This window comes from Arthrobacter sp. NPDC056886, from assembly GCF_042788715.1.
In the GTDB taxonomy this organism is placed as follows: Bacteria; Actinomycetota; Actinomycetes; order Actinomycetales; family Micrococcaceae; genus Arthrobacter.
On the sequence record NZ_JBHUBT010000008.1, the window covers coordinates 24323 to 47532 of the forward strand.

Annotated in this window: 25 protein-coding genes, 6 tRNA genes and 1 riboswitch; of the genes, 16 read left to right on the top strand and 15 right to left on the bottom strand. The window is 67.6% G+C overall.

The genetic code is table 11. The features are described from left to right. Nucleotides 1–48: 48 nt before the first annotated feature. From ACFRJ8_RS14395 to ACFRJ8_RS14420, 6 genes are all read right to left on the bottom strand, one after another. Nucleotides 49–696, bottom strand: coding sequence for a DUF3000 domain-containing protein (locus ACFRJ8_RS14395; protein ID WP_377986846.1), 648 nt, complete (start codon nt 694–696; stop codon nt 49–51). 72 nt (nt 697–768) lie between these two features. After that, nucleotides 769–1857, bottom strand: coding sequence for a threonine aldolase family protein (locus tag ACFRJ8_RS14400; RefSeq protein WP_377987110.1), 1089 nt, complete (start codon nt 1855–1857; stop codon nt 769–771). Between the two features lie 151 nt (nt 1858–2008). Further along, nucleotides 2009–2788: an SDR family oxidoreductase gene (locus tag ACFRJ8_RS14405; protein ID WP_377986847.1), complete on the bottom strand. Its 780-nt coding sequence runs from the start codon at nt 2786–2788 to the stop codon at nt 2009–2011. Next, complete coding sequence (locus ACFRJ8_RS14410; RefSeq protein ID WP_377986848.1) at nt 2785–4212, bottom strand: DUF6421 family protein; 1428 nt, start codon at nt 4210–4212, stop codon at nt 2785–2787. Before ACFRJ8_RS14410 ends, ACFRJ8_RS14405 begins: the two co-directional genes overlap by 4 nt. Nucleotides 4213–4369: 157 nt before the next feature. Further along, on the bottom strand, nt 4370–4885 hold the full coding sequence (gene msrB / locus ACFRJ8_RS14415; RefSeq protein WP_377986849.1) for a peptide-methionine (R)-S-oxide reductase MsrB: 516 nt from the start codon (nt 4883–4885) through the stop codon (nt 4370–4372). A gap of 14 nt (nt 4886–4899) precedes the next feature. Continuing rightward, nucleotides 4900–5388, bottom strand: a complete 489-nt coding sequence (locus ACFRJ8_RS14420) for a hypothetical protein (protein WP_229993284.1) — start codon at nt 5386–5388, stop codon at nt 4900–4902. Between the two features lie 123 nt (nt 5389–5511). Here ACFRJ8_RS14420 and ACFRJ8_RS14425 point away from each other — a divergent pair, with 123 nt between their 5' ends. Next, a complete protein-coding gene (locus ACFRJ8_RS14425; protein ID WP_377986850.1) occupies nt 5512–6825 on the top strand; it encodes an alpha/beta hydrolase family protein in 1314 nt (437 codons plus the stop codon). Between the two features lie 128 nt (nt 6826–6953). Here the strand turns inward: ACFRJ8_RS14425 and ybaK are convergent, their stop codons facing one another. From ybaK to ACFRJ8_RS14440, 3 genes are all read right to left on the bottom strand, one after another. After that, complete coding sequence (ybaK, locus tag ACFRJ8_RS14430; protein WP_377986851.1) at nt 6954–7451, bottom strand: Cys-tRNA(Pro) deacylase; 498 nt, start codon at nt 7449–7451, stop codon at nt 6954–6956. 25 nt (nt 7452–7476) lie between these two features. Further along, nucleotides 7477–7950 (bottom strand): SufE family protein, encoded by a 474-nt coding sequence (locus ACFRJ8_RS14435; protein WP_377986852.1) that lies wholly within the window; start codon nt 7948–7950, stop codon nt 7477–7479. Between the two features lie 93 nt (nt 7951–8043). Then, the gene (locus ACFRJ8_RS14440) at nt 8044–8961 is read right to left on the bottom strand and encodes a sulfurtransferase (protein WP_377986853.1); all 918 of its coding nucleotides are present in this window, start codon (nt 8959–8961) and stop codon (nt 8044–8046) included. Nucleotides 8962–9187: 226 nt separating this feature from the next. Between ACFRJ8_RS14440 and zapE the strand changes: the two genes are divergently transcribed. Next, entirely contained in the window at nt 9188–10225 is a 1038-nt protein-coding gene (zapE, locus tag ACFRJ8_RS14445) for a cell division protein ZapE (RefSeq protein WP_277524478.1), read from the top strand. A 198-nt stretch (nt 10226–10423) separates the two neighbouring features. On the opposite strand, the gene ACFRJ8_RS14450 is transcribed toward zapE, so the two are convergent. The 6 genes from ACFRJ8_RS14450 to ACFRJ8_RS14475 all read right to left on the bottom strand — a co-directional run bounded on the left by ACFRJ8_RS14450 (nt 10424) and on the right by ACFRJ8_RS14475 (nt 11435). Then, nucleotides 10424–10711 carry an antitoxin gene (locus ACFRJ8_RS14450; protein ID WP_377986854.1) on the bottom strand — a complete coding sequence of 96 codons (288 nt, stop codon included), beginning with the start codon at nt 10709–10711 and terminating at the stop codon, nt 10424–10426. A 179-nt stretch (nt 10712–10890) separates the two neighbouring features. Continuing rightward, a tRNA-Val gene (locus ACFRJ8_RS14455) sits at nt 10891–10962 on the bottom strand. Nucleotides 10963–11001: 39 nt separating this feature from the next. Further along, nucleotides 11002–11074 (bottom strand) — tRNA-Gly (locus ACFRJ8_RS14460). A gap of 57 nt (nt 11075–11131) precedes the next feature. Continuing rightward, nucleotides 11132–11206: transfer RNA gene (locus tag ACFRJ8_RS14465), tRNA-Val, on the bottom strand. A gap of 39 nt (nt 11207–11245) precedes the next feature. Then, a tRNA-Cys gene (locus tag ACFRJ8_RS14470) sits at nt 11246–11316 on the bottom strand. 46 nt (nt 11317–11362) lie between these two features. Beyond that, nucleotides 11363–11435 (bottom strand) — tRNA-Gly (locus ACFRJ8_RS14475). A gap of 390 nt (nt 11436–11825) precedes the next feature. Between ACFRJ8_RS14475 and ACFRJ8_RS14480 the strand changes: the two genes are divergently transcribed. The 14 genes from ACFRJ8_RS14480 to hisG all read left to right on the top strand — a co-directional run bounded on the left by ACFRJ8_RS14480 (nt 11826) and on the right by hisG (nt 23167). Next, a tRNA-Val gene (locus ACFRJ8_RS14480) sits at nt 11826–11897 on the top strand. Nucleotides 11898–11983: 86 nt separating this feature from the next. Further along, nucleotides 11984–12829: a cytochrome gene (locus ACFRJ8_RS14485; protein ID WP_377986855.1), complete on the top strand. Its 846-nt coding sequence runs from the start codon at nt 11984–11986 to the stop codon at nt 12827–12829. Nucleotides 12830–12941: 112 nt separating this feature from the next. After that, nucleotides 12942–13514 carry a peptide deformylase gene (gene def / locus ACFRJ8_RS14490; RefSeq protein WP_277524475.1) on the top strand — a complete coding sequence of 191 codons (573 nt, stop codon included), beginning with the start codon at nt 12942–12944 and terminating at the stop codon, nt 13512–13514. Then, on the top strand, nt 13511–14431 hold the full coding sequence (gene fmt, locus ACFRJ8_RS14495) for a methionyl-tRNA formyltransferase (RefSeq protein ID WP_377986856.1): 921 nt from the start codon (nt 13511–13513) through the stop codon (nt 14429–14431). The genes def and fmt overlap by 4 nt, the downstream gene beginning before the upstream one ends. Beyond that, nucleotides 14428–16029, top strand: a complete 1602-nt coding sequence (locus ACFRJ8_RS14500) for an RsmB/NOP family class I SAM-dependent RNA methyltransferase (protein ID WP_377986857.1) — start codon at nt 14428–14430, stop codon at nt 16027–16029. The genes fmt and ACFRJ8_RS14500 overlap by 4 nt, the downstream gene beginning before the upstream one ends. 77 nt (nt 16030–16106) lie before the next feature. Further along, nucleotides 16107–16763 carry a ribulose-phosphate 3-epimerase gene (gene rpe / locus ACFRJ8_RS14505; RefSeq protein ID WP_377986858.1) on the top strand — a complete coding sequence of 219 codons (657 nt, stop codon included), beginning with the start codon at nt 16107–16109 and terminating at the stop codon, nt 16761–16763. Between the two features lie 109 nt (nt 16764–16872). Beyond that, nucleotides 16873–17024, top strand: a riboswitch (FMN riboswitch). A gap of 94 nt (nt 17025–17118) precedes the next feature. Beyond that, nucleotides 17119–17817, top strand: a complete 699-nt coding sequence (gene pnuC, locus ACFRJ8_RS14510; protein ID WP_377986859.1) for a nicotinamide riboside transporter PnuC — start codon at nt 17119–17121, stop codon at nt 17815–17817. Between the two features lie 116 nt (nt 17818–17933). Next, entirely contained in the window at nt 17934–19049 is a 1116-nt protein-coding gene (gene ribD / locus ACFRJ8_RS14515) for a bifunctional diaminohydroxyphosphoribosylaminopyrimidine deaminase/5-amino-6-(5-phosphoribosylamino)uracil reductase RibD (RefSeq protein ID WP_377986860.1), read from the top strand. Continuing rightward, nucleotides 19049–19735 (top strand): riboflavin synthase, encoded by a 687-nt coding sequence (locus ACFRJ8_RS14520; RefSeq protein ID WP_377986861.1) that lies wholly within the window; start codon nt 19049–19051, stop codon nt 19733–19735. The genes ribD and ACFRJ8_RS14520 overlap by 1 nt, the downstream gene beginning before the upstream one ends. Further along, complete coding sequence (gene ribB, locus ACFRJ8_RS14525; protein ID WP_377986862.1) at nt 19732–20445, top strand: 3,4-dihydroxy-2-butanone-4-phosphate synthase; 714 nt, start codon at nt 19732–19734, stop codon at nt 20443–20445. The genes ACFRJ8_RS14520 and ribB overlap by 4 nt, the downstream gene beginning before the upstream one ends. Nucleotides 20446–20491: 46 nt before the next feature. Continuing rightward, nucleotides 20492–21154: a GTP cyclohydrolase II gene (gene ribA / locus ACFRJ8_RS14530; RefSeq protein WP_377987111.1), complete on the top strand. Its 663-nt coding sequence runs from the start codon at nt 20492–20494 to the stop codon at nt 21152–21154. A 141-nt stretch (nt 21155–21295) separates the two neighbouring features. Then, nucleotides 21296–21781 (top strand): 6,7-dimethyl-8-ribityllumazine synthase, encoded by a 486-nt coding sequence (ribH, locus tag ACFRJ8_RS14535; RefSeq protein ID WP_018772462.1) that lies wholly within the window; start codon nt 21296–21298, stop codon nt 21779–21781. A gap of 175 nt (nt 21782–21956) precedes the next feature. Beyond that, nucleotides 21957–22220: a phosphoribosyl-ATP diphosphatase gene (locus ACFRJ8_RS14540; protein WP_018772463.1), complete on the top strand. Its 264-nt coding sequence runs from the start codon at nt 21957–21959 to the stop codon at nt 22218–22220. Nucleotides 22221–22324: 104 nt separating this feature from the next. Then, on the top strand, nt 22325–23167 hold the full coding sequence (gene hisG / locus ACFRJ8_RS14545) for an ATP phosphoribosyltransferase (protein ID WP_377986863.1): 843 nt from the start codon (nt 22325–22327) through the stop codon (nt 23165–23167). Nucleotides 23168–23210 lie beyond the last annotated feature (43 nt).

Below are 23210 nucleotides of genomic sequence, written 5' to 3' on the forward strand. Positions count from 1 at the left end.
TACCGACAACATGGCGGCTAAGGCCGTGACCGTGGCCGAACCCGCGCCTCATACGTGTCCGCGGGGGCGCCGGGGAAGGGGCGTCACGCCCTCGGGCAGCGGCGGTAGTCCGGCGAAGGTGCAGACCATGTCCGACCACGCCTCCAAGTGGGAGGTGATGTCCGGGGTGGCCGGGGTCCAGGAGGCCCGGAGCTCGATGTCGATTGAATTCGGCCGGTCGGACAGTGTTCCAAAGCTCTCCGAGAGCACCCTGGTGGCGGTGCCGCCGGCGGAGCGGTACGGGGCCTGATGGTTATCCAGCGCCTCGACCAGCCACGTCCACGCCACGGAGCCGAGGAGTTCGTCGTTGCCCATCTCGGGCTCCAGTTGGGCACGGATGTAGGTGACGATCCGGAACTCCCCGTCCCACACGGCAGAGCCGTCGGGATCGTGGAGCAGAATGAAGCGGCCGGTGGCCAGTTCGACGTCGTCACTGCCGGATGCCCGTGCCAGGGCCGCGGCAGCCGGGCCGTGGACCGGTCCGCCGGCGGGGGGCTCGCCCGGTCCGATTACCTCGGCCCCCAGGGCCACCGCGAACGGCGCCAGCCGTGACGGGGCGGGGATCTCGTCCAGATGCAGCTCGCTGCGGCAGCGTGCCTGTCGAAGGGTCCCCAAGGCGAAGAGGAAATCTGCCGGAACCTGATCGAGGGAGCTCACCTTGGAAGGTTATGCAACGGTCTGGCCACTGCCCGGCAGGCTCGCCGCCGGGCAGTGGAAGCCGGGCGGGGCTCAGGCGGCTGCGAGCTCGCGCTTGATGGCCGCAATGAAGGAATCAACGTCTTCCTCGGTGGTGTCGAAGGAACACATCCAGCGGACCTCGCGGGCCGCCTCGTTCCAGTCGTAGAAGCGGAAGGACTCGCGCAGCCGGTCCGCGACGCCGGCAGGCAGGACGGCGAAGACGCCGTTGGACTCGGTCTTTTGGCTCAGTTCGACGCCGGGGATGCCCTCGACGCCGGCGCGCAGCCGGGCGGCCATGGCATTGGCATGAGAGGCCGAGCGCAGCCACAGGTCACCCTCGAGGAGGGCAATGAACTGGGCGGACATGAACCGCATCTTGGACGCCAGCTGCATGTTCATCTTGCGCAGGTAGACCAGCCCATGGGCGGCTTCGGGGTTCAGGGCGACCACAACCTCGCCGAACAGCAGGCCGTTCTTGGTTCCGCCGAAGGAGAGGATATCCACGCCGGCGTCGCGGGTGAAGGCCCGCAGCGGGACGCCCAGGTGCGCGGCCGCGTTAGCCAGCCGGGCGCCGTCCATGTGCAGTTTCATGCCCTTTGCGTGGACATGTTCAGCGATGGCCCGGACCGCGTCAGGGGTGTAGCACGTACCGAGCTCGGTGGTCTGGGTGATGGAGACGGCCAGCGGCTGGGCGCGGTGCTCATCGCCCCAGCCCCACGCTTCCTGGTCGATCAGTGCAGGCGTGAGCTTGCCGTCATGAGTGGGGACCTGCAGCAGCTTGATGCCGCCGATCCGCTCCGGTGCACCGTTTTCGTCCATGTTGATGTGGGCGGTGGAGGCGCAAATGACGGCACCCCAGCGCGGCAGCAGCGACTGCAGGGACAGGACGTTGGCGCCGGTGCCGTTGAACACCGGGAAGCACTCGATGCCTTCACCGAAGTGCCCTTCCATCAGCTGCTGCAGGCGGGCGGTGTAGTCGTCCTCGCCGTAAGAGACCTGGTGGCCTTCGTTGGCGGCGGCCAGGGCCGCGAGAACCTCCGGGTGCACGCCGGAATAGTTGTCCGAGGCGAAGCCGCGGACGGAAGGATCGTGGAGCCGCACCGAGGTGCTGGCAGGGACAGTTTCAACTGTGCTGGTCATCGTTTTGCTCACGCTTTCAGTCTAAGAGGTCGGGCCCCAGCGGCTAAGTCAGGGTGGCTAAGCCAGGGGGCTAAGTCAGGCGGCGGAGCCGGGACGCTGGGTCCGGGGCGCTGTGTGTGGGGCGCAGTACCGCCGCTGAGTCAAGGACAGCTCAGCGGCTGAGCAGCAGCCGCTGGCCATTCAGCCCGCCGGCAGGAGTGCTGAAGAGCCCGGCGGCGGCAGCCGCGAGATCGGCGACGTCCGTGAAGCCCGGGAACGACCGTTCCGGCGCCTTCGCCCGCATTCCCGGATCAACGAGCGCCTTCACCACGAAGATGGCGGCGGCGCTGCGCAGCTCCGGTATGTCCTGCTCCACGCTTCCCGGTTCGGTTGCGCCAGCCCCAGTGCCGGCGTCGGCGGTCGCCGCGTGGGCCCGCCGGAAGCCATCAGCGACCGCCAGCGTCCAGGCTTCAGCGGCGGCCTTCGCCGCGGCGTAGCTGGCCCCGCCCGCCGTCGGGGCGCTCACGGCCGTGGAGGACACCATGGCAAAGCGTCCAGTGTCCGACGCGGCGAGGTCGTCAAAGAAGACCCGCGTGACATTTCGGAGCGTGGTGACGGCATTGCGTTCCAGGAAGTCCCAGTCGTCGTCGCTCTGGTCCGCGATGCCCTTCGCGCCGCGCCAGCCGCCCACCAAGTGGATGACGCCGTCGACGTTCCCGGCCCTGCCGGCGACGCTCTCCCGCAAGGCCTTTACGTCCGCCAGGTCCGCGAGGTCGCAAACAAGCGCGGTGACGCCGCCGCCGGCTTCGGCGGCGGCGGCATCGATGCGGCCAGCATCAGAACCGACAGTGAAGACCCGGTGGCCGGCGTCCCGAAGGGCCCTGGCCGTGGCGATCCCGGACGGCCCGCTGCCGCCCGTGACCAGCACGTTCAAGGTGCGTCCGTTGCTCATCCGGCGTTCAGGGCCTGGACGCCGCTGGCCCCGCCGGTGGCGGTGCCCGTATCTGTGCTGGTGTCTGACGACCCTGTGATGCCGGCGGTGGATTCGATGACGGGCCGCATCTTCTTCTCCAGCGCCTCGTAGAACATGGAGAGCGGGAACTCGTCGTCGAGGACCTGGTCCGTGAGGCCGCGGGGCGGACCGTCCAGGGGCAGAGCGTCCGGACCCTTGGCCCAGACCGAGGCCGGGTTGGGCGTGACCGTGCCGGAGATGAGCTCGTAAGCGGCGAGCCAGTGGGCCATCTTGGGACGGTCGATCGAGCGCCAGTACAGTTCCTCGATCTTCGCGCCGAGTTCAACCACGACGCCGGCGGCCTCGTCCCAGTCGATGCTGAGTTTGCTGTCCGTCCAGTGCAGGACGTGGTGCTGGTGCATCCAAGCGAAGAGCAGTTGGCCGCCGAGGCCGTCGTAGTTGCGGACGCGGGTGCCGGTGATGGCGAAGCGGAAGATGCGGTCGAAGATCACGGCGTACTGGACCAGCTTGGCGTGCCGGCGTGCCTCCGGGTCGGCGTCCTCGTCCTTCTCGATCTTCACGGATTCGCGGAAGGCGGTGAGGTCGCAGCGCAGTTCCTCCAGCGAGTAAAGGAAGAACGGCATGCGCTGCTTGATCATGAACGGATCGAATGGCAGGTCCCCGCGCATATGGGTGCGGTCGTGGATGAGGTCCCACATGACGAACGTTTGCTGCGTCAGCTCCTGGTCCTCGAGCAGCCCGGCGGCGTCCTCGGGCAGCTGCAGGGAAGTGATCTCGGCGGCGGCGCGCAGGACGCGGCGGAAGCGGGCGGCCTCGCGGTCGGCGAAGATCGCGCCCCACGTGAACGTCGGGGTCTCGCGGACAGCGACGGTCTCAGGGAAGAGGACTGCGGAGTTGGTGTTGTAGCCCGGGGTGAAGTCCAGGAAACGGATCGGGACGAACAGCTTGTTGGAGTATTCGCCCGTTTCCAGGCCTGCGATGAACTCGGGCCAGATGACCTCGATCAGCACGGCCTCGACCAGGCGGCTGCTGCTGCCGTTCTGCGTGTACATCGGGAACACGACGAGGTGCTGGAGTCCGTTGACCCGGTGCTGCTGCGGCTGGAAGGCCTGCAGGGAATCCAGGAAATCCGGCACGCCAAAGCCGCCGTCGGCCCACCGGCCGAAGTCGGTGACGAGCAGGTCAAGGTAACGGGCGTCGTGGGGGAACGACGGTGCCAGGGCCGTGACCGCCGCGGTGATGGTTTCAACGTGGCCGGCCGCGGCTTCGTGGGCTTCGGCATCCGGCACGGATCCGTCCTTGATCTGGAGGGCCTGCAGGGCCGTGGCGGCAGCCTTGAGCCGCAGCCATTCCTGGTTGCCGGCAGTGATCGGGGCGGGGGCGGTGAGAGCGGTGATGGTCATCGTCGCCTTTCTGGTTGCTGTGGAGCGTGTCGCTGGATCTAAACCGAGCGTAGCAAGCAAACAGATGCTCTAATGCAAAATTGCCTTGAGCATAAGAAAGTCTGTGGCAACTGATTCTGAAAAGCCGTTCCAGCGGAAGCAGGGGAAGGGCTGCGGGCTACTGCCCGGCGTTGTCCGCGGGAACGAGCTTCAGGGAGACGGAGTTGATGCAGAACCGCTGGTCCGTGGGGGTGCCGTAGCCCTCGCCGTCGAACACGTGTCCCAGGTGGGAATCGCACGTGCCGCAGCGGACTTCCACCCGGTCCATGCCCATGGTGCGGTCATGGATGTAGCGCACGGTGCCCTCGGCGAGAGGCGCCCAGAAGGACGGCCAGCCGCAGTGCGAATCGAACTTTTCGTTGCTGGTGAAGAGTTCGGTGCCGCAGGCCCGGCACTGGTAGACGCCCCGCGTGTGCGTGTCCCAGTATTCGCCGGTGTACGGCCGCTCGGTGCCGGCCTGGCGGAGCACGCGGTACTCCTCCGGGGTCAGCTCCTCGCGCCACTGGGCATCGGTCTTTTCGGCCGGCTGGTGGGTAGGGGTCTGTTCGCCAGAGCGCAGCTCCGGCGGCGTTGCGGCGGACTCGGGGGCAGGCACTGCCGAGGGCATGGATTTGGACCTGTTAAAGATGCTCATAGCTTCAATAACGCTCAGGAGTCCCCGATAAATCCCGAACCGGCGTAGAGATGCAGGACGGGAAGTCCCAGCTTGTCCTGGGCCTTGGTGGCCCAGTCGGTGTGGAAGGTGTCTGCGACAGCGTGCGGGCGCGTGATCACCACAGCCTGTCCGGCGCTGAGTTCCTTGACCTTGGCAACCAGGCCGTCCACGGCCTTGCCCTCGACGACTTCGCCGGAGACGCCGCCGCCCAGGCCGGCAAGTGCGGCCAGCGAGGCGGCCAGGGTGTCGGCGGCTTCGGCCCGCTCCACGGCGGGGTCGGAGTGTGCCGTCAGTTCACGGAAGGCTTTGGCGATTTCCAGCAAGGAAAGATTCTCCAGGAAATCCACCACCAGGTGCCGCTCGGTGTTGGCCGGCACCAGGATCAGCACGGGGGCATCACCGCCGGCAATCAGGGTTTCAATGTTGACGCGGTCATCCGCACCGAGGGGCTCTTCTGTCAAAATGACGATTGGATCACTCATGACCCCAGCCTAGTCGCGCTGGTGGTGCCCTGCATGGTTGTGTCCCGCGGCAGCCTTGCGTGTTCATACCGACTTAGCGACGGCAATGCCATGGTTGGGCCGCGGTTCAGACAGAATGGTGCCATGGCAACCACCTTGCGCCTCCGCCCTGACCGCCGGACAGCCCCTGCTGCGGCGGGCGCTGGTACCGCCCCGTCCGGAAGTGCCAAGTGGGCGCTGGGGGGCATCATCGGTGGGAGCGCGGCTGCGGGCGTGCTCGCCGCAGGGTCCTCCGCCCTCGCCCTGTATTTCGCCCGCCGGGTCATCACGCCTGCCCGGTTCCGCGCGGAGGACCAGGAAGTGCTGGCCGTCATCCGCGAGGGGCGGGCGATGCAGGTCATCCTCGCCGCCACCCCGGATTCCACCGTGGACGGCGTCTACGGTTTCTTCTTCGACGGCGGCCGCGGCCATGCACGGATCGGCCGGATCCTGTCGTACTCGCCAGCCGAACGCACCGTGCTGCGCGAAGTTGAGCACGTCTACAGCGGGGACATTGCCACCGCCCGGCGCGGCTGGTGGAGCGGGGCGACCTATCCGGATCCGGCCGCTTTGGGGCTTCCGGTGGAGGACGTGCTGATCGACGTCGATTCCGGGACCGCGCCGGCTTGGCTGGTCCGTGCCACGTCGGCGGCGGAGGATCTAACCCCGGACGTCTGGGCGATCATGGTGCACGGGCGCGGCGCCACCCGGCAGGAGGGCCTGCGGGCCCTCCGGACCGCCGGGGAACTGGGCATGTCCAGCCTGCTGATCTCCTACCGGAACGATGGCCTGGCACCGTCAGCCAGCGACGGGCGCTACGGCCTGGGCTCCACGGAATGGCGCGACGTCGAGGCCGCCATCGGCTATGCCTTGGAACAGGGCGCCCGCGAGGTGGTCCTGTTCGGCTGGTCGATGGGCGGCGCGATCTGCCTCCAGACGGCTGACCTCTCCCGGCATCGCCACCTGATCCGGGCAATGGTCCTGGACGCGCCGGTGATCAACTGGGTCAACGTGCTGGCGCATCATGCGGAGCTGAACCGGATCCCGTCGTCCGTGGGCCGCTACGGCCAGCTGATGCTCAGCCACCGCCTGGGCCGGCGGCTGACCGGGCTGGCCGCCCCCGTCGACCTCAAGGCCATGGACTGGGTTTCGCGGGCGGTGGAGCTGCGGACGCCCACCCTCATTGTGCACAGCGTGGACGACGAATACGTGCCTTTTGGGCCGTCCGCCGCGCTTGCCGAGAAGAACCCGGAGATGGTCACGTTCGAGCCCTTCGACAGGGCCCTGCACACCAAGGAATGGAATGTGGATCCGGAGCGCTGGGAGCGGCAGGTCGCGGCCTGGCTCCGGCAACAGCTGGCGCCGCGTGCCAACCCCGGCGACCAGGAGCCGGCGGCCGGGAACGCCACACCCACCTAGCAGTTCACGGCAGTGTAGTTTCGCGCGCACGGCCGCGATGTGTCGCCTCGAGAGGGACAGCAAGTCTGAGTCAGGAGTCTGAGACGGCAGTTTGAGACCGTAGTTTGAGACCGTGGCTTGAGACCGTGTCAGTCGCGCCGGGTCCCGATCCTGGCGGTGCGCGCAGCCGTGAGCCGAATGAGCTCGGCCGGATCCAGCTCGATGTCCAGGCCGCGCCGTCCGCCCGAAATAAGGATGGTTTCCAGCTCCAGGGCACTGTCATCCACCACCGTGGGGGAGGACTGGCGCTGCCCGAGCGGTGAGATGCCCCCGAGCACGTAGCCGGTCCGTCGCTGCGCCGCGGCCGGGTCGGCCATCTCCGCTTTTTTGCCGCCCAAGGCAGCGGCCATCGCCTTAAGGTCCAGGCTTCCGCTCACAGGCACGACGCCGACGGCGAGCCGGCCATCGACGTCCACCATCAGGGTCTTGAAGACCCGGGCAGGGTCGACGCCGAGCACTTCCGCCGCTTCCAGGCCATAGCTGGCCGCCGCGGGGTCATGTGCGTAGGGGTGGGCGACAAAGGGAACCCCGGCGGCCGCGAGTGCTGCGGTGGCCGGAGTTCCCTGCGACGCGTGTTTGCGGGCCATGTCCCGTGGCTGTCCGGGCGCTAGGTCAGGACTGCGCCGGCGCCGGCCGGGTACCGGACGCGACCACTTTGCGCTTGATCCGGCCCAGCATGGCCGTCATCCCGCGCATGCGCAGCGGAGTGATGGCCCGGGTGAGGCCCAGCAGATCGGGCATGTCGTCCGGGACGGCCAGGATTTCCGCGGCGCTGAGCCCGTCGAGTCCTTCATGGAGAACGCCGGCGAAGCCGCGGGTGGTCGGGGCCTCCCTGGGTGCCTTGAAGTAGAGCCGGACGCGCTCCGGCGCGACGCCGTCGGCCTGTTCCGTCTCGACGGCCAGGAAGAGCGGCGTCTGGCATTCCACAACCTGCTCCAGCAGCTCCGGGTGGTCCAAGAGGCGCTCCGGTAGTTCCGGCAGTCCCTGCGAGAACTCGAGCAGCAACTGCAGGCGCTCTGCTTCGGTCAGGGCCTGGAAATCATCGACAATGTCCGCCAGCGAGGCGGGGAGGGCTGAAGTATTCATCATTCCCAGCTTACGCACGCACGCCGATTGTGTCCCGGTCCGGTCCCGGTCCCGGTTCCCATCTCTGACGGTTCCGGTCCGTGCAGCCTGTCACTATCGGCCGGCCGGAACCGCGCCGCGCTCGGCACCCTTGACGATCGGGACGCGGACCGCGTTGCCCCATTCGGTCCAGGAACCGTCGTAGTTCCGGACCGTCTCGAAACCGAGCAGGTACTTCAGCGCAAACCAGGTGTGGCTGGAGCGCTCGCCGATCCGGCAGTATGCCACGACGTCGTCGCCTGCCTTCAGGCCGGCCTCACCCAGGTACAGGGTCTCGAGTTCGCCGCGGTTTCGGTAGGTGCCGTCGCCGGCGGCCGCGCGGGCCCAGGGGATGGAGGCCGCGGTGGGGATGTGGCCGCCGCGCAGCGCGCCTTCTTCCGGATACGCGGGCATGTGGGTCCGCTGGCCCGTGTATTCCTCGGGCGAGCGGACGTCGATCAGCGGCTTGCCGAAGTGGGCCAGGACGTCGTCCTTGAAGGCGCGGATCGGGGCGTCGTTGCGCTCGACGACAGGGTAATCAACGGGGGAGGCGACGGTCGTTTCGGTGGAGAGCGCCCGGCCCTCCGCGATCCACTTGTCCCGGCCGCCGTCCAGGAGCCGGACGTCCTCGTGGCCGAAGAGCGTGAAGACCCACAGGGCGTATGCGGCCCACCAGTTCGACTTGTCGCCGTAGATCACCACCGTGCTGTCCCGGGAGATGCCCTTGGCGCCGGCCAGCGCGGCAAACGCCTTGCCGTCAACATAGTCACGCGTGACCTCATCGTTGAGGTCCGTGTGCCAGTCAATCTTCACGGCCCCAGGGATGTGGCCGGTCTCGTAGACCAGGACGTCTTCGTCGGATTCCACCACCACCAGGGTGCCGCCGTCGAGGGCCCCCTCCTCGATTGCCGTGGCCAGCCATTCCGTGGACACCAGGCGGTCCGGGTGGGCGTAGGCGGCGAATTTCTCGTTCTCTTCAACGGGGTAGGACATTGCGATGGCCTTTCACTGGAACGGTCAGGAGGCCGGGCGCGGAAAGCTTGCGCGGCGCCGGGCCTGTTACAACACTAGTCACGGGCCGGCGGGAATGCTCCACAGGGTTCACACGGGGAAATGTGGTCTTCCTCACGCCGGCCGCGGGTCCGCAGGCGGGCAGGTGGGCCCGGCGTGCTTTGCCGGTATTCTTGCTGGGGACAAGAGACCAGCAGAACGGACCACCTTGGTACAGATCGAACAGCTCGCCGCCCGTACGCCGGCAGTTTCCGTGGATGAACTCCTCAAAGGGTTTTATCCGTCGCCGCGGTTCGGTGAGGTGTCGTTTTCCAGCTACCGGCCCGATCCGTCCCAGCCCAGCCAGGCCCGTGCGGTCCATGCCCTCGAGCATTTCGCGGCGGGTGTGGGAGCCCGTGACGGTGATGGCCTGTTCAAGCGGCTCTTCGGCAAGAAGGACACGTCCCGGGCCGGGATCTACCTTGATGGCGGATTCGGTGTAGGCAAGACCCACCTGCTGGCGTCGCTGTGGCACGCCGCCCCGGGACCGAAGGCGTTCGGCACGTTTGTCGAATACACCAACCTCGTCGGTGCCCTGTCCTTTCGCAAGACCGTCGAGGCCTTGAGCCACTACAAGCTCGTCTGCATCGATGAATTTGAACTCGATGACCCGGGCGACACCGTGCTCATGTCGAGGCTCATGCGCGAGCTTGCCGACGCCGGCGTGAAACTTGCCGCAACATCGAACACTCTCCCGGGCTCCCTCGGCGACGGGCGCTTCGCCGCCGTCGACTTTGCCCGCGAAATCCAGGTGCTGGCTGACCAGTTCGACGTCGTCCGGATCGACGGCGAGGACTTCCGCCACCGCGGCCTGCCGGCTGCGCCCGCGCCGCTGCGCAATGATGACCTGACCCATCACATGCATGCCGAGTTCGATGGCAAGACCGTGGCCCGCGATGAGTTCAGCACCTTGATCAACCACCTGGCCGGCGTGCACCCAAGCCGTTACCGCCAGCTGCTGGAGGGGATCGAAGGCGTCGTCTGGAAGAACGTCCACACAATCACCGAGCAGGCCGTTGCGCTGCGCTTCGTGGTGCTGGCGGACCGGCTGTACGACAAAGACGTGCCCATCCTCGCCAGCGGTGTGCCGTTCGACCAGCTCTTCACCGAGGAAATGATGACCGGCGGGTACATGAAGAAGTATTTCCGCGCCGTCTCCCGGCTCACCGCGCTGGCCCGCGAGGGCCAAAACCACGAGCCGTCCTAGCGCCGAGCTCCCTCAACTCCAACGCGGGGTCACTGAGCGCCCATCCTGATGGGCTCAGTGACCCCGCGTTGCTTCGTTAAGTGCCGCTTCGTTGAGTGCCGCTTGGCGACCGGCGGCCGAACGCCAGTATCGCCGTTAAATGCCGGAGGTGCCGGCGCTACCTCTCGGCGGGACCGGCACCTCGCTGACGTATCTGGGTCAGAGGCCTGGCTGGCGGGGTTCCCCGGTTACGGGGGGTTCCCCGGCTACGCGGGGCTCACCGGCTACGGGAGGCTGATCGGCGACGGGGGCCGTCTCCGGCCGGTCGTTCGCCTTGTCCACGAAGTCGGAAGCGCCACGCTGCACGGCATCGATCTTGTCGGCGTGCTTTCCGCCGGTCTTAGTGTCGACGAAATCGCCGGCCTTTTCGATGCCGTCCTTGATGGCTTGTTCGTTGCCACCAATCACTTGCTGAGCCTTGCCCTTTAGATCGTCAAGTAAACCCACGGGCACCTCCCTTCGGTCGCGGAGCCAGATCGCTCCTAGCGTTTTCCACCCTAGCGGGCGCTGACGGGGGTGCCAAGGGTGTCCGCCCAGAGGATAAAAGACGCCAGGGCCAGATGCACAGGGCAGAAGGACCCGAAATGCACAAAAAAGAGCAGCTCCGCGGGAGCTGCTCTTGTGAGTGGGCGATACTGGGATCGAACCAGTGACCTCTTCCGTGTCAGGGAAGCGCGCTACCGCTGCGCCAATCGCCCGCAACCGGAAGGGATCCGGAGTGGAGTTGTAATGAAGAGAGCGGACGACGAGATTCGAACTCGCGACATCCACCTTGGCAAGGTGGTGCTCTACCAGCTGAGCTACGTCCGCATTTTTAGTCCATGCCGGCTGGGCCGGTGGTACTGCATCAAGCAAGTTGCCTTGCTTTGGTGGGCGATACTGGGATCGAACCAGTGACCTCTTCCGTGTCAGGGAAGCGCGCTACCGCTGCGCCAATCGCCCCTTGCATCCGGCCGGAACCGGAAACCAGGGTTTTCACCGAGGTGGGTACGGGATTCGAACCCGTGTATACGGCTTTGCAGGCCGCTGCCTCGCCTCTCGGCCAACCCACCGTGTAGACAGGATTCCGAAGAACCACTGCCGTGACAGTGTCCTGCGAGCGGACGACGAGATTCGAACTCGCGACATCCACCTTGGCAAGGTGGTGCTCTACCAGCTGAGCTACGTCCGCAATGTTGGCGTGTGTTTCCGTGCCGCATTCGGCATTTCCTCGCGTTCCAACGAGTAAGAACTCTATAGGAGGTTCCGGGAATCTACAAATCGAGGCGCATTGACCCCCTTTCCACGGCCCTACTTCCTTGTGTTGTAGGGGATTTTGCTAATTACAGCGCTGTAATTTGGTGTGTATCAAACCGGGGCTCGAAGCGGTGCCCGTACTGTTTCGCGGGGCGGGGGAGAACGCTCGTGGGCAGGACCAGAGCAGGACGGTTGCGAGGGACTGTGGTGGGGAGGTTGCGAGGGACTGCTGCGGGGGAGATCACCGCGCACACCGGCGGCGGAGCCGGGTTCCCCGGACCGATTTCTAAAATCCGGCCGGGTGGGCTAGCATTCAATGTCGTTAGGGCGATTGGCGCAGTGGTAGCGCGCTTCGTTCACACCGAAGAGGTCACTGGTTCGAACCCAGTATCGCCCACTAACGAAATGGTCCGTTCCGCTGACTCAGCGGAGCGGGCCATTTTGCTTTTCACCGTTGTCTGACCCCCGTGAAAGAGTCTTTCTATGACCGCTCCACTCCTCGCACACGCCACGGACTATGGCCGCATGTACGCCCGCTCCACATCGGCACAGTTCTCTGTCCCCTCTATCACCACGGTGATCGGCCAGCAGCCGCACGGCCTGGATGGCTGGTTCGGGTACATGGGCGCGAACAGCCTGGCCCAGGATCCCGGGCTCCCCGGCATTCTGGGGAGCCCGGCCAAGCTGCGCCAGGCGGTCAGCCGGGCTGCCAAGGCTGCGGAGTCATACCGGGACGATGCCGCCAAGCGCGGCGACCGGGTCCACAACTACTGCGAGCAGGTTGCGCTGCGCGCCCTCGGCCGGCCGCATCAAATGAAGGAAACACGAGAGGCCCTGGCCGCCAACGGTGAGGAAGCCTTCGCGGCGCGCTTCGACGAATGGTGGGAGCTCTTCGGCGTTGAACCCATCGCCCCGGAGATCACGGTGTGGAACAAGACAGTCGGCTACGCCGGCACCCTGGACCTCGTGGCACGGATCAATGGCAGGATCTGCCTTATCGACTACAAGACCAAGGGCACCAGCCGGGACGGCACCATCAAGCCGCTGGATGACAAGGTGGTGATGCAGCTGGTCGCCGGCATGAAGGCAGAAGAAAGCCTCGTGGATCCGGTGGCGGGGGAGTGGGAGGCGTGGCAGCACGGCGAATCGCCCATCCTCCTGGCCGTGGCGGTAGGCGAGACCGAAGTCCGTCCGCAGCGTGCCAACCCCGAGGTCCTGAAACACCACTGGTGGAAATTCTGTGCGCTGCGCCGCGTGTGGGAGATGTCAGCCGACACGGCGACCGCCGGAGCAGCACTGCTCCCGCTGGCACCGCCCGTGAAGCGCTGAACCGGCCACGCTGAACCCGGCAGCACTGAACAGGCCTCGCAGAGCGGGAGCCCGGCAGCTGCAACTAAACTGGACTGGATCCCTAGCCGCTCACCGTGAGGACAGACTGCACATGGCCATTTTGAATATCCGCATCATCGGGGATCCTGTGCTGCGCACAGTCGCCGATCCCGTGACGGAATTCGGGCCTGAACTGGCAAAGCTCGTCGCCGATATGACTGAAACCATGGAGGACGTGGAGGGAGCAGGCCTCGCCGCACCCCAGGTGGGAGTCAGCCTGCGCGTCTTCACCTACCGGATCGGCGGCGTCGAAGGTCACATCATCAACCCCGTGCTGGAAAACAGCGAGGACTTCCAGCCGGACCAGGTCGAGGGATGCCTGTCCATCCCGGGCCTCGGCTTCCCGGTCCGCCGCTACCGCCATACCCGGGTGACCGGCGTGGACCTCCACGGCAACCCCGTCGCCGTTGAGGGCGAGGCGATGCTGGCCCGCTGCTTCCAGCACGAGACCGACCACCTCGATGGCATCCTGTACACCGACCGGCTCGAAGGCGATGACCGCAAGGCCGCGCTGCGAGCCATCCGGAATGCCAACTACGACGCCATTACGGAACAGACCACAAGCAAGCGTGCGAAAAGCGTCGGGACGAGCTTTGGCGGTTCCAGCTTCGGAATCAACCCGTGAGGGTCCTTTTCGCGGGGACCCCGGCCGTCGCCGTGCCGTCCCTGGACGCCCTGATCGAGGCCGGGTTCGACGTCGTCGCGGTCCTCACCCGCCCGGACGCGCCGCTGGGACGCAAGCGGGTCCTGACGCCGTCGCCCGTGGCTGCCCGGGCGGCCGAGCTCGGCATTGAGATCATCCACGCGGCCAAAGTCGATGCCGGGGTCACCGACCGCATTGCCGCCGCCGCACCCGACGTCGCGGCGATCGTTGCCTACGGCGGCCTGATTCCCCGCGCTGCCCTCGCTGTTCCCCGCCACGGCTGGGTGAACCTGCACTTCTCCCTGCTGCCGGCCTGGCGCGGCGCCGCCCCCGTGCAGCGTGCGGTCATCGCCGGCGACGACGTCACCGGCGCCGTCACCTTCCGTCTCGAGGAGGGCCTGGATACCGGTCCGGTCTTCGGCACCCTTACCGAGACCGTGCACCTCGGCGATACCGCCGGGGCCCTGCTCCAACGGCTTTCCCACAGCGGTGCCGTCCTGCTGGCCCAGACCCTGTCCGCCATCGACGCCGGCAACGCCGTCGCCCTGCCGCAACAGGGCGAGGTCAGTCTGGCCCCCAAGCTCAGCCTCGAGGACGGCCGGATCGACTGGCAGCAGCCGGCACTGGCGATCGGCCGGCGGGCCCGCGGAGTCACGCCCGAGCCCGGCGCCTGGACCCTGCTCGATGGCCAGCGGATCAAGCTGGAGCCGGTGCAGCCGGCCCCGGAGTCCGCCGCGCTTCGGCCCGGACAGCTGGCCATGGACGGCAAACGCGTCCTCGTAGGGACGGGTTCGCACCCGGTGGAATTGACGCGGGTTCAACCCGCGGGCAAGAAAATGATGGCCGCCGCTGACTGGGCGCGTGGGCAGGCAACACTTGAAAGCGTGGTATTCGAATGAGCGAGTCCGGGACCAGCGGCAGCAGCCGAGGCAGTGGCGCTCAGCGCGGCGCCGGGCAGGGCGGTGGCCAGGGCGGCCGGGGACGTGACGGCAGCATCCGGAACGCGCAGGGCAGGGAACGCAACCGCGGCCCGCAGCGCGGCTTCACCGAAAGCGCCCCGTCCCAGCGGACCCGCCGCGCCGATCCTGCCCGGCTGGTCGCCTTTGAGGTGCTCCGCGCCGTGGAGGCCGAGGACGCCTACGCGAACCTGGTGCTGCCTGCCCGGATCCGGCACCACGGCCTGGACAAGCGCGACGCCGGCTTCGCCACCGAGCTCAGCTACGGCGCCCTCCGCGGCCAGGGCACGTACGACGCCATCCTGGCCCGCTGCGTCGACCGGCCGCTGGACCAGCTGGATCCCGCGATCCTGGACGCCCTGCGGATCGGCGCGCACCAGCTGCTCGCCATGCGCGTGCCCGCCCACGCCGCCCTGGACCAGACTGTGGGACTGGCCCGCGCCGTGATCGGGGCCGGTCCCTCGGCCCTGATCAATGCCGTGCTGCGCAAAGTCTCCGCCCGCACCCTCGACGAGTGGCTCGAGCTGCTACTCAGCACCGAGACCGACGCGACCACCATCGCGTCCATCCGCTATGCCCACCCCGAGTGGATCGTCCGTGCGCTCCGCCAGTCGCTGGTGGCCCACGGTCGCCCGGCCGCTGAGATTGACGGGCTCCTCGAAGCGGACAACGCCGCGCCCGTGGTGAACCTCGTGGCGCTGCCCGGCATCGGCAGCCTGGACGAGGCCCTGGAAATTGGGGCCACCCCGGGTGAACTCGTGGAGGGATCCGCGCTTTCCAGCGGCGGGGACCTCGGCCGGCTCGCCTCGGTCCGGGACGGCAGCACCCGAGTCCAGGACGTCGGCTCGCAGCTCGTGGCCCGGGCCATGGCCGCGGCCGATCTCGGCACCAACCCCAGCGCGGACCCTGACGGGGAAGCCGGGACGGACAGCGAGAGCGCGGGGGAGCGCTGGCTGGACCTCTGTGCCGGCCCCGGCGGCAAGGCCGCCTTGCTCGCTGCCCTCGCCCGGCAGCAGGGCGCCCACCTGCTGGCCAACGAATCCGCACCTCACCGGGCCAAACTCGTCCGCCAAGCCCTGTCCGCGGTCCCGCGGGAAGCCTGGGAGGTCAGGACCGGCGACGGCCGCGACATCGGCGCCGAGCAGCCGGAATCCTTCGACCGTGTCCTCGTCGATGTCCCGTGCACCGGTCTGGGCGCCCTGCGCCGGCGCCCGGAGTCGCGCTGGCGCCGCACGCCCAAGGACCTCGTGGATCTTGGCCCGCTGCAGCGCCAGCTGCTCAACTCAGCGCTCGATGCCGTCAAGCCTGGCGGCGTGGTGGCCTACGTGACCTGCTCGCCGCACCCGGCAGAGACCACCGCCGTCGTCAGTGATGTGCTGCGCAAGCGCCAGGACCTCGAGCTCCTCGACGCCGGCGCCGTGCTGGACAGCGTCAGCCTCACCGGCCACCTCGAGGCCGGGCACGAGCTCACCGCCCAGCTCTGGCCGCACGTGCACCAGACGGACGCCATGTTCCTGGCGCTGATTCATAAGAAGGCCTGAGTTTCACTTACTGGGGCACTGTCAGCTAAGAACGAATCAGCAAAGCGAACAGCTAAGTACGAACGAGAAGGAAATCCATGGCCCAGTGCTGCATCAACCCGAGCATCCTTTCGGCTGACTTCGTCAATCTTGAGGCCGAACTGCGCCGCATCAGCAATGCCGATGCGGTGCATGTGGATGTCATGGACAACCACTTCGTGCCCAACCTGACCATCGGGCTGCCCGTGGTGCAGCGCATCCAGGCCGTCAGCCCTGTGCCGCTGGACGCCCACCTCATGATCGCCGACGCTGACCGCTGGGCACCGGGATTCGCCGACGCCGGAGTGGCCTCGGTGACGTTCCACGCCGAAGCCTCGATCGCGCCGATCAAACTTGCGCGGGAACTGCGCGCCCGCGGCGCCAAAGCCGGCCTGGCGCTGCGCCCGGGCACCCCCGTGGAGCCGTACCTGGACATGCTCCAGGAACTGGACCTGCTGCTGATCATGACGGTGGAGCCAGGCTTCGGCGGGCAGTCCTTTTTGGACCTGACGCTGCCCAAGATCCGGCGGGCCCGGGCCGCAATTGACGGCTCCGGCGTCAACGTGGCGCTGCAAGTCGACGGAGGCATCACGGAGGAGACGATCGTGCGGGCCGCGGAGGCGGGAGCGAACGTCTTTGTGGCGGGCTCCGCCGTCTACGGCGCCGCGGATCCGGCGGAAGCCATCGAAAGGCTCCGGACGGCCGGCAAGCGCTGAGACCACGACGGTCCCGGCAGGGAACTGCCGCCAAGATGACTCAGACCGTAACCTGCGCGGCCGGGAATAGCCCGAGCAGGCCGGCAGTTGTGTCAGAATAGCAACACACATACGTGCTCCGGGGTCGGTGTAAGTCCGAACCGGCGGTTACAGTCCGCGACCCGCGCGCCAGCGCCTTCCTTCGGGAAGGATGCCGGCAAACGGTTGAATCGGTGAAATTCCGGTACCGACAGTTAAAGTCTGGATGAGAGAAGCACGTACAGCTGTTACTGCGGCGCCCAGACGGCGCCGCATAATTGTGCTGTCGTATACCCCCGGAGCCATCGCGGTTCTTGAGGGAAGGAACGACACACGCATGGACCTCTTGCGATGGCTCTTCGAAGCGCAGATCCCAGTAGGCGGATCTGTCCTGATTCTTCGTGAAGTGCTGGGCAACATCTTTGGCCTCGCCAGCGCCTTCGGCGGCATGCGCCGCCGGGTCTGGGCATGGCCCGTCGGCATCGCCGGCAACCTGCTGCTCCTGACGGTCTTCCTGGGCAACGTCTTCGGCTCCGCCACGCCCGCCACGCTATGGGGCCAGGCGGGGCGCCAGGTGATGTTCATCGGCGTCGCCCTCTACGGCTGGTACCGCTGGCAGCAGGGCAGGCAGTCCGCCGACGGCGGGGCAGCCGTCGCGCCGCGCTGGGCCAGCAACAAGACCCGGGTCATCCTGGGTCTCAGCCTCGTGGCCGGGACCGCCGCGCTGACGCCGCTCTTCGACTCGCTGGGCTCCTACCCGCCGGTCTGGGCCGATGCCTGGACTTTCATGGGCTCGCTGCTGGCGACGTACGGCATGGCCCGCGGCTGGACGGAGTTCTGGCTCATCTGGGTGGCCGTGGACATCGTCGGTGTGCCGCTGCTGTTCAGCGCGGGCTATTACGCCAGCGCCGTCATGTACCTCTTCTACGGTTTCTTCACGCTCACCGGATTCTTCGTCTGGTGGCGCGCCTCGAAGCAGGCGGACCGGCCGGTCACGGTCGAAACCGCCTTCCCCGACCCGCTGGTGGTCAAGTGAGCGCCCCCGACAGCGCAGGCTTGGGCACCGGATTCAGCGCTGCCCCGCCCAATCCGTCCCCATCCAGCGCCGCCCCATTCAGTGCTGCCGAATTCAGCGCTGCCGAGAATGCCGCAATGCAGGCTGCCCTCGCCGCCGCGGCGCAAGGCCCGCGGGGCGCCAACCCGCTCGTGGGCGCCGTCGTCGTTGGGACCGACGGCACGCTCCTCGCCACCGGATACCACCGCGGGGCCGGGACGGCCCACGCCGAAGCGGACGCCATCGCCCAGGCGAAGGCGGCGGGCCTGGATCTTCGCGGCGCCGCGATCGTGGTGACCCTGGAGCCCTGCAACCACTGCGGGCGCACCGGCCCCTGCGCGCAGGCGATCATCGACGCCGGGATCATCGACGTCATCTACGCCGTCGACGATCCCCATGATCCGGCCGCCGGCGGGGCCGGGACGCTCCGCGCCGCGGGCGTCCGGGTCCGTTCCGGGCTGGCGGCCGACGCCGCGCTGGACCTGAACCGGCGCTGGTTCGACGCCGTCGCCGCCAAACGGCCCTTCGTCACCCTGCATATCGCGCAGACCCTCGACAGCCGCATCGCTGCCAGCGACGGCACCAGCCAGTGGATTTCCAGCCCGGAATCCCTCGCCGACAACCACGCGCTGCGGGGCCGGATTGACGCCATCCTGGTGGGCACCCAGACGGTGCTGATCGACAACCCCCGGCTCACCGCCCGGAACGCCGACGGCGAAGCAGACGGCAAGCAGCCCCTGCGCGCGGTCATGGGGTACCGGGGGATTCCCGACGACGCCGCCATCCACGGAGCGGACGGCAACGTCATGCATCTGGCCACGCGCGATCCCCGCGTGGCCCTGGACCAGCTGTTCGCAAGCGGCGTCCGGCACCTCATGGTGGAAGGCGGCTCCCGGATCCTGAGCGCGTTCCTCGCGGCCGGCCTGGTGGACGAACTGATCGTCTACCTGGCGCCGACACTGCTCGGCTCCGGCACGGCCGCCCTGGAGGGCCTGGGCATCACCACGCTGGCCGATGCCCAGCAGTGGGAATGGGACCCGGCATCCGGGGGCGCCGTCCAGGTCCTCGGCCGCGACCTCCGGCTCCATCTCCGCCCGGCGACCCCGGTCACTTCGGCCGGGCAGGCCACTCCGGCTGCCCCGGCCGCCACGTCTACTTCATCCGATACAACCCCGCACCGCACCGGCGCGGACACCGCCGCAGGAGGCAATTGATGTTTACCGGAATTATCGCCGAGCAGGGGAAAGTGCTCTCCGTTGAGCGCAACGGGGACAGCAGCGCCACCGTTCGGCTCCACGCGCCGGGCACCACGGACGGCCTCGCCCTAGGCGGCTCCATCGCAGTCAACGGCGTCTGCCTCACCGCGACGCAGATCGATGGCAGGGACTTCAGCGTCGACGTCATGGGTGAGACCCTTGACCGCAGCACCATTGGAGAACTCGCCGCGGGCGATCCGGTCAATCTGGAACGCTGCGTGCCCGCCGGGGGCCGGCTGGACGGTCATGTCGTGCAGGGACACGTCGACGGCGTCGGCCAGCTCCTGGAGCGCGAAGGGCTTGGCAACTGGGACCGGCTCCGGTTCGCAGTGCCGGCCGGACTGGCCCGGTATATCGCCGAGAAGGGATCCATCGCCGTCGACGGCGTCTCCCTCACCGTTGCGGCCGTCAGCCCGGCCAACGAACCGGCCCCCTGGTTTGAAGTGGGGCTGATCCCCACCACCCTGGCCGAGACCGGCCTGGGCCAGAAGCCCCTCGGCGGCCACGTCAACCTAGAGGTCGACGTCCTGGCAAAGTACACCGAGCGCCTGCTGTCTTTTGCCAACGGAACGTCGCCCGCAGCGCACAGGGCGCCCGAAGTTGCCGCCGGAGAATCCGCACCCACGGAAGAGGCCGCGAAATGAGCCGGGTCACAGACCACGTCAAAGACCAGCCCGGCGCGGCAGAGGCGTTCCGCGCCGCCGGCGCCGGCCGGGTGGGCCTCGATCCGATCGAGGATGCCATCAGCGCCATGGCGGCCGGGCGCCCCGTCCTGGTGGTGGACAACGAGGACCGCGAGAACGAAGGCGACATCATTTTCGCCGCCGAGCACGCGACCCCGGCGCTGATGGGCTGGACTGTCCGCTACAGCTCCGGAGTGATCTGCGTACCGCTCGACGCCGAGCGGGCCGATGCCCTTGCCCTGCCGCCGATGGTGGCCATTAACGAAGACGCCAAGGGCACCGCCTACACCGTGTCCTGCGATGCCGCGGTAGGTGTCAGCACCGGAATTTCCGCCACGGACCGCGCCCTGACGGCCCGGATCCTGGCCGACCCGCAAAGTCAGCCAAATTCCTTGACCCGTCCCGGGCATGTTTTTCCGCTCCGCGCCGTTAAGGGGGGAGTGCGGGAACGTCCCGGCCACACCGAGGCGGCCGTGGACCTGTGCCGGCTGGCCGGACTGGAGCCCGTGGGAGTGATAGCAGAGCTTGTGTACGACAACGGAGAAATGATGCGGCTGGACGGATTGCGCGGCTTCGCCCTTGAACATGGCTGCCCCCTGGTTTCGATTGCGGATCTGGTGGCGTACCTTGAATCGGAACAGCACGGCCGCCACGTAACGGACCCCGTCTGATGGAGGAGAAATAGTGACGACTTCGGAGACCCGAGAAGAGAAGGCCATGCCGCGCCAGCCGCATCCGGTCAGCGCAGGACCCATCGTCCAGCTGCCTACCGCCTTTGGCGATTTTGTGGCGCAGGCCTGGACCGACCTGGCCACCGGTGCGGAACACCTGGCTGTCAGTTCACCCCTGGCCCCGGCTGATGGCCGGCCCCCGCTGGTCCGCCTCCATTCGGAGTGCCTCACCGGCGATGTGTTCGGCTCCTATCGCTGCGACTGCGGCGAACAACTGGCCTATGCCCTTGAGCTGATCAACGAACTCGGCGGCACGCTGCTCTATCTGCGCGGCCAAGAGGGCCGGGGGATCGGCCTGGCGAACAAGATGAAGGCCTACGCCCTGCAGGAGGCCGGGTTTGACACCGTGGAGGCCAATGAGCAGCTCGGACTGCCGGTCGATGCGCGCTGCTACAAGGCCGCCGCCCAAATCCTCGCGGAGATGGGACTCCACGAGATCCGGCTCCTGAGCAACAACCCGGACAAGCAGGACCGGCTCGCCCAGGCAGGCGTCAAGGTGGTGGAGATGGTCCCCACCGAGGTTCCCTCCCGGGAGCAGAACATCCGCTATCTGCAGACCAAGAAGGACCGGATGGACCATCTTCTGGTCCTGGACGGTGAACCCGCGCCGGCCGCCAGCCTGCCCGGATTCGAGCCAGACCAGGATTGACCGGGCGGCCGTGCAGGCCGCCCTTACCCGCTTCGCCCCGCGTTCCCTGCCAGCCTGTCCGGCCGTCCTGCCAAGGACCGGCCGGCAGCGGCTGGCCGGCCAGCGGCCCAACCACCAGACTCAAACAGCAAGGAATACCCTATGAGCGGCCACGGCGCCCCGCAGATCGACCTCAGCACTTTCAAGCCGGAGGAAACCTCACGGCTCAAGCTGGCCATTGTGGCCGCGAGCTGGCACACCCAGATCATGGACGGACTGCTCGACGGCGCCCTGCGCGCCGCCAAGGACGCCGGGATCAATGAGCCGACGGTCCTGCGCGTGCCCGGCACGTTTGAGCTCCCCGTCGCTGCGGCCCGGCTGGCACCGCATTTCGACGCCGTCGTGGCGCTCGGCGTCGTCATCCGGGGCGGCACGCCGCACTTCGAATATGTCTGCGAGGCAGCCACCCTGGGCCTGACCGAGGTCAGCGTCCGCACCGGCGTTCCCGTGGGCTTCGGCGTGCTGACGTGCGACACCGAGCAGCAGGGGATCGACCGGGCCGGCCTGCCGGGATCCACCGAGGACAAGGGGCACGAGGCGGTTACCGCTGCCCTGGCCACCGCCGTGACCCTCAAGCAGTTCGGCTAGCCCTCAGGCTCAGCCCCCGGGCTGCAACTGCAGTTGCCGCCACGGCCGGCGCGGGCGCCACCTTGGGCACCCGCGCCTGCCGTGGTGGCTGTGTTATGTGTGTCGCCTCACATCCCCTCCGTCATGCAACCGCCCGGCGAGGGTTCCCGCGCCGGGAGCAAGTAGGCTTGGGGGCGTGAAGAATTTCGAGTCGCTGTTCGCAGAACTGAGTGAAAAGGCCGCCGTCCGTCCGGAGGGCTCCCGCACCGTCGCCGAACTGGATTCCGGAGTCCATGGCATTGGCAAGAAGGTCGTGGAAGAAGCAGCCGAGGTTTGGATGGCTGCCGAGTATGAATCCGATGAAGCCGCGGCCGAGGAAATTTCGCAGCTGCTGTACCACCTGCAGGTTCTGATGCTCGCCAAAGGACTCACCCTGGAAGACGTCTACAAGCATCTTTAGCCGCGCCCGCACCGGAAACCGCCATGACTTCGCTGGCGGATCCCGTGCACCGCGTGGCCGATGTGCCCCCACAGATCCTTCCGAACCCAAGAGAGACTTTTCCCATGCTGAGAGTTGCCGTCCCGAACAAGGGATCCCTGTCCGAAGCTGCCGCGGCCATGCTGGCCGAGGCCGGTTACCGCCAGCGCCGCGATACCCGCGAGCTGGTCATGGTGGACCCGGACAACGACATTGAGTTCTTCTTCCTCCGCCCCCGCGACATTGCCGTGTATGTGGGCCAGGGAACGCTCGACGTAGGCATCACCGGCCGCGACCTGCTGCTCGACGCAGAGGTCGAGGCTGAGGAACTGCTGCCGCTGGGCTTTGCCGCGTCCACCTTCCGCTTCGCCGGCCCGATCGGCGACTTCACCAACGTCGCCCAGCTTGAGGGCAAGCGCCTGGCCACGAGCTACGACGGACTGCTGCGCGGCTACCTGGCCGAGCGCGGCATCAACGCCAAGGTGGTCCGCCTCGACGGCGCCGTGGAATCCTCCGTCCGCCTCGGCGTCGCGGACGCGATCGCCGACGTCGTCGAGACCGGCACCACGCTCAAGGCCGCCGGCATGGAGATCTTCGGCGAGCCGATCCTCAACTCCGAGTCGGTGCTGATCGGCCGCAAGGGCGAGCAGAACCCGGCCACTGAGGTGCTGATCCGACGGCTCCAGGGCGTCCTGGTGGCCCGGCAGTACGTGATGATGGACTACGACATCCGCAAGGAACTCGTGGAGCAGGCCGCCGCACTCACCCCGGGCCTGGAATCGCCCACCGTCTCGCCGCTGCGCGATTCGGACTGGGTGGCCGTCCGCTCGATGGTGCCCAAGCGGGAAACCAACCGGATCATGGACGAGCTCTACGACCTCGGCGCCCGCGCCATCCTGGTCAGCAGCATCCACGCCTGCCGCATCTAGGCGCCCCACCCGCCGGGCCCGGCCAGCGGACACCTCCAGCAAT

Bases quoted from the DNA above. Each gene is read 5' to 3' on its own strand.
- ACFRJ8_RS14400 (WP_377987110.1), bottom strand. From the start codon at position 1,857: ATGACCAGCACAGTTGAAACTGTCCCTGCCAGCACCTCGGTGCGGCTC.
- ACFRJ8_RS14405 (WP_377986847.1), bottom strand. From the start codon at position 2,788: ATGAGCAACGGACGCACCTTGAACGTGCTGGTCACGGGCGGCAGCGGG.
- ACFRJ8_RS14410 (WP_377986848.1), bottom strand. From the start codon at position 4,212: ATGACCATCACCGCTCTCACCGCCCCCGCCCCGATCACTGCCGGCAAC.
- msrB (WP_377986849.1), bottom strand. From the start codon at position 4,885: ATGAGCATCTTTAACAGGTCCAAATCCATGCCCTCGGCAGTGCCTGCC.
- ACFRJ8_RS14420 (WP_229993284.1), bottom strand. From the start codon at position 5,388: ATGAGTGATCCAATCGTCATTTTGACAGAAGAGCCCCTCGGTGCGGAT.
- ACFRJ8_RS14425 (WP_377986850.1), top strand. From the start codon at position 5,512: ATGGCAACCACCTTGCGCCTCCGCCCTGACCGCCGGACAGCCCCTGCT.
- ybaK (WP_377986851.1), bottom strand. From the start codon at position 7,451: ATGGCCCGCAAACACGCGTCGCAGGGAACTCCGGCCACCGCAGCACTC.
- ACFRJ8_RS14435 (WP_377986852.1), bottom strand. From the start codon at position 7,950: ATGAATACTTCAGCCCTCCCCGCCTCGCTGGCGGACATTGTCGATGAT.
- ACFRJ8_RS14440 (WP_377986853.1), bottom strand. From the start codon at position 8,961: ATGTCCTACCCCGTTGAAGAGAACGAGAAATTCGCCGCCTACGCCCAC.
- ACFRJ8_RS14485 (WP_377986855.1), top strand. From the start codon at position 11,984: ATGACCGCTCCACTCCTCGCACACGCCACGGACTATGGCCGCATGTAC.
- def (WP_277524475.1), top strand. From the start codon at position 12,942: ATGGCCATTTTGAATATCCGCATCATCGGGGATCCTGTGCTGCGCACA.
- ACFRJ8_RS14500 (WP_377986857.1), top strand. From the start codon at position 14,428: ATGAGCGAGTCCGGGACCAGCGGCAGCAGCCGAGGCAGTGGCGCTCAG.
- rpe (WP_377986858.1), top strand. From the start codon at position 16,107: ATGGCCCAGTGCTGCATCAACCCGAGCATCCTTTCGGCTGACTTCGTC.
- pnuC (WP_377986859.1), top strand. From the start codon at position 17,119: ATGGACCTCTTGCGATGGCTCTTCGAAGCGCAGATCCCAGTAGGCGGA.
- ribD (WP_377986860.1), top strand. From the start codon at position 17,934: ATGCAGGCTGCCCTCGCCGCCGCGGCGCAAGGCCCGCGGGGCGCCAAC.
- ACFRJ8_RS14520 (WP_377986861.1), top strand. From the start codon at position 19,049: ATGTTTACCGGAATTATCGCCGAGCAGGGGAAAGTGCTCTCCGTTGAG.
- ribB (WP_377986862.1), top strand. From the start codon at position 19,732: ATGAGCCGGGTCACAGACCACGTCAAAGACCAGCCCGGCGCGGCAGAG.
- ribA (WP_377987111.1), top strand. From the start codon at position 20,492: ATGCCGCGCCAGCCGCATCCGGTCAGCGCAGGACCCATCGTCCAGCTG.
- ribH (WP_018772462.1), top strand. From the start codon at position 21,296: ATGAGCGGCCACGGCGCCCCGCAGATCGACCTCAGCACTTTCAAGCCG.
- hisG (WP_377986863.1), top strand. From the start codon at position 22,325: ATGCTGAGAGTTGCCGTCCCGAACAAGGGATCCCTGTCCGAAGCTGCC.